Below are 3,619 nucleotides of genomic sequence, written 5' to 3' on the forward strand. Positions count from 1 at the left end.
TACTAATTAAAGGGGTTACATCAGGATGAAACGTAAGCTATTTATTTTATTTACTATTATGCTCGTTGTTCTTTCTATCGTTGGCTGTTCTTCTCAAAAAGAAGAATCGAAGGCAAAAGAACAACCGAAAACAAAAGTTGTAAAACATGCTAAAGGTGAAGCTACAATTCCAGTAAATCCAAAGAGAATTGTTGACTTATCTGGATCAACAGAAGAACTATTACTTCTTGGACACAAACCTGTTGGTACAGCAAATACATATAAAGATAAAATCCAAAATCACTTAACAGACAAGTTAGATGGAGTAAAAGCAGTAGGTTGGTACTGGGCACCTAAAGTTGATTTAGAAGCTGTTACTGCTTTAAAACCAGACTTAATTATTTTAAACAACCGTCAATTAAAAATTTATGATCAACTAGAAAAGGTTGCACCTACAGTTGTTCTAGAAACAAACTTAGAAGACTGGCGTGGTAAGTTTAAAGAAGTAGGTAAGCTATTTGACGAAGAGAAGAAAGCAGACAAATGGATTGCAGACTACGATAAGAAAGCAGACTCTTTATCTAAAAAAATTAAAGAGAAAACAAAAGATGAGAACTTTATGTTCGTTGCAGTTACACCACAAAACTTCCGTGTATACGGTAGCTTCGGATACGGTGACATCATCTTTAATGACTTAAAACTTCCAGCAACAAAAGGTACGGATTTAAAACAAACGATGGCGCAAGTATCACTAGAAGGTCTAGTTGCATTCCAGCCTGACCAAATGTTTATTGTAAACTTCGGCGGCGAAGCTGATAAAGTTTACGAAGACTACAAAAACAGTGCCGTTTGGAAAGACAATAAAGCAGTTAAAAATAATCACGTATATGAAGTATCAAATGAAGTCTTCAATACGAAAGCATTCAATCCAATCGGAAAAGATATGCTAATTGATGAAATCGCAAAAGAAATTTTAGCTAAAAACAAATAAGAAAAAAAAGCAGCTCACCATGAGCTGCTTTTTTTCTTACTTTGAACTGCGTATTGCTTCATTTTTTCAATCGTCTTCACAAAACCTTCTTTTGATTTAATACGAATGCCACGTTTCAATTTCGCACGTTCATAGCTCTCAAGCTTTTTCATATCAATTTGAAAGAAAGAATGGATCGCATTATCACTTTTCGGTACACCTTTGAAAATTTGTAATATCCCTTCCTCTGAAACACCAAAATACCCGCTCGTTTTCAATAACGGAGAAATATCATCAACTTTCTTTTGCAATACAATTTGTACATCATCACGATCAACGAGCTGCCATTCTTTATACTGCTGTAAAAACTTTTCTAAATCCGTCACTTTTTCTGTAAGTATTTCTTCGCTTACTTCGCCATCAACATACATACGCTCTAATAAAATTGTAACCTCAGGTTCTTTTTTCGTTACTTCTGGTACTGGCCCTTCCGCCTTCACATTCGTTCCATAAACGAAACAAAACATCATAACGAAAGCTTGCATCGCAATCAGTATCCATTTCATTTCCGTTCACCTCTTTTAGGCAAGATCATACTTTCATTAGTAGTTTTTCCGGAAATGGGGGTTTTATCCATATTACATTTCTTTCGAAAAATAAAAAATGCAGATAAGGGTTTACCTCATCTGCATGTATCATTTACTTTTATATAAAATGAAAGACGCCTGCAAAGCAGGCGTCTTGATGCGTTTACGGCGAGAGACCAGGCGACCACATTCGCGTGTTTAGCACTTAAGCATATCTCTCGTCTTACGTAAATTAGCTCATCGCTTTGCTAATATAACATTAATAAAGTATAAGTGCAACATGTTTATAAAAATATTTTATTTCCTCTTTCATCCAAATTATTTTATGTAAATTATAAATTGATAATTGCAATATATATGTTACAATTAATGTGACAGCGAAATCATAATAAGCAGGGGATGAATATTATGAAAAAAATAAAGGATGAACGCCTCATTCTTCAAATGTTAAAAAACATACGTATTGTCTTTCTTTTTCAATACATTGGCGTAGTTGGAATTTTAGGCTATATCGGATTCACTGAAGGCATTGATCAAATTACGAAATCTCCATTGTGGCTATTATTTATGTTTACAAGTATTTTACTTGCTTATTTACAGTTAAGTGTTTCAATCGATGTAGAAGAAGGCGAAAAGGAAATACAGTTAACTCCTTATTACAAACTTGTCTTCCACTCCCTTATTGTAGGAATCGTTACGGCTATTATTTATATTATTTTCAGTCCAGAAAGACCTCTATTTGAAGCTATTTCAACAGGTAGTATTCTTTTCATATGCTTTTTAGTTTCTTATTCCGTTAGTTATTTTATTAAAAAACGTCGCTTACAAGACAACGATGAATAAAGAGGAAGGGCTATCCCTTCCTCTTTTGTTTTGTTATCGCACTGTACCAGTTAAACCGTAACGAATGTCTCGGAACATATTCACTATGTCACGATTAAAATCGTTTGTAACTGTACCGTTACGTAGACGCGTACTCATTGCATCGACACGAGTAAACATATCATTTCTTACAGAAACATATACGTTTCTGTTTCCAACTTCATTTGCAACAGCTTGACGAATTTCGTTAGCCATCGCCGTTTCATTTGTCACTGTGTTACGTGGTTTTACCGCAATCGCTACATCGTTTCCATATACAACTGTAGACACACGGTCTACGTTATTCATACGTTTCACACGATTTGTTATTCTTTCAGCTGTTTTACCATCATTGTTAATGTATGAATTGTTCATTGTAATATTACGAGTTGGATGCGGATTAGCAATTTGTCCATTGTAATTTACATCTCGATAATAATTGTATCCTGTATCGTTACGACCATTTCTATATGTTACATAATCTGTATAACGATCATTACGTGTCACATTATCACGATACTGGTGTGTATCATTATAAGATGTACGCTCGTAATTGTAGTTACGTCCATCCATTGCATTGTTATCTTTCGGTGTACCACATGCAGCTAATGCACTGGTAACTAACAAAGAAGCAGCAATCACTTTTACTTTCGTATTCAATACAAAAACCCCCTCTGTTAGAATGAGCTTCTCTACTGAAAAGCTCCCTCTTATGATGAGTAACCGAGAAGGTTTTTACACTGTTAATATTTCACTGGGAATTTTCTAGCACTTCATAAAAAAACTTCATTTTCTTAATTAACAGGAATGTAAAAAAGGCGGGAATACTCCCGCCTTTTTAAACTTCTTCTTCGTCCTCTTCTTCTGAAACGGGCTCTCCAAATACATTCGGTGGATCTGGTTGATAATACATCGTTCCTGGCTGTGGTGCATATGCAGACTGAGTTGGTTGGTAATATAAAGGATTCGCATATTGCGGACCGCCTGGTTGTGGACTATATAGTCTACTTTCTCCTCCGCATCCACAATCTTCCTCACCCTGCACAAGCGGCGGCATATTATTATCCATTGGCATCATATTCTGGTTTGGCATAGACGTATATTGCGGTCCAAACGGCGCTCCTTGCTGATATGGCATTTGATATGGATTTGGTTGTTGATAATACGGATTCGGCGGCATCATGGGCTGTTGATACGGCATTTGATAGGGCATCATATTGGG

General features: G+C 35.7%; 4 protein-coding genes and 1 pseudogene. 2 read left to right on the top strand and 3 right to left on the bottom strand.

Annotation, left to right across the window (positions count from 1 at the left end; genetic code table 11):
- Window positions 1–25: 25 nt before the first annotated feature.
- Complete coding sequence (locus tag MR107_RS29410; RefSeq protein ID WP_000823606.1) at window positions 26–970, top strand: iron-hydroxamate ABC transporter substrate-binding protein; 945 nt, start codon at window positions 26–28, stop codon at window positions 968–970.
- A gap of 14 nt (window positions 971–984) precedes the next feature.
- Here the strand turns inward: MR107_RS29410 and MR107_RS29415 are convergent, their stop codons facing one another.
- Window positions 985–1,515 (bottom strand): BofC C-terminal domain-containing protein, encoded by a 531-nt coding sequence (locus MR107_RS29415; RefSeq protein ID WP_000871192.1) that lies wholly within the window; start codon window positions 1,513–1,515, stop codon window positions 985–987.
- A gap of 429 nt (window positions 1,516–1,944) precedes the next feature.
- On the opposite strand from MR107_RS29415, the gene MR107_RS29420 reads away from it, so the two are divergent.
- Window positions 1,945–2,379, top strand: coding sequence for a hypothetical protein (locus tag MR107_RS29420; protein ID WP_000721223.1), 435 nt, complete (start codon window positions 1,945–1,947; stop codon window positions 2,377–2,379).
- Between the two features lie 33 nt (window positions 2,380–2,412).
- Here the strand turns inward: MR107_RS29420 and MR107_RS29425 are convergent, their stop codons facing one another.
- Both MR107_RS29425 and MR107_RS29430 read right to left on the bottom strand, forming a co-directional pair.
- Window positions 2,413–3,057, bottom strand: a complete 645-nt coding sequence (locus MR107_RS29425) for a YhcN/YlaJ family sporulation lipoprotein (RefSeq protein WP_001093536.1) — start codon at window positions 3,055–3,057, stop codon at window positions 2,413–2,415.
- Window positions 3,058–3,235: 178 nt separating this feature from the next.
- A pseudogene (locus tag MR107_RS29430) lies at window positions 3,236–3,619 on the bottom strand (peptigoglycan-binding protein LysM); the annotation flags it as partial.

Source organism: Bacillus cereus group sp. BfR-BA-01441, from assembly GCF_022663075.1.
Taxonomy (GTDB): Bacteria; Bacillota; Bacilli; order Bacillales; family Bacillaceae_G; genus Bacillus_A; species Bacillus_A cereus.

Coding starts and splice junctions, on each gene's coding strand:
- MR107_RS29415 (WP_000871192.1), bottom strand. CDS start 1,515: ATGAAATGGATACTGATTGCGATGCAAGCTTTCGTTATGATGTTTTGT.
- MR107_RS29410 (WP_000823606.1), top strand. CDS start 26: ATGAAACGTAAGCTATTTATTTTATTTACTATTATGCTCGTTGTTCTT.
- MR107_RS29420 (WP_000721223.1), top strand. CDS start 1,945: ATGAAAAAAATAAAGGATGAACGCCTCATTCTTCAAATGTTAAAAAAC.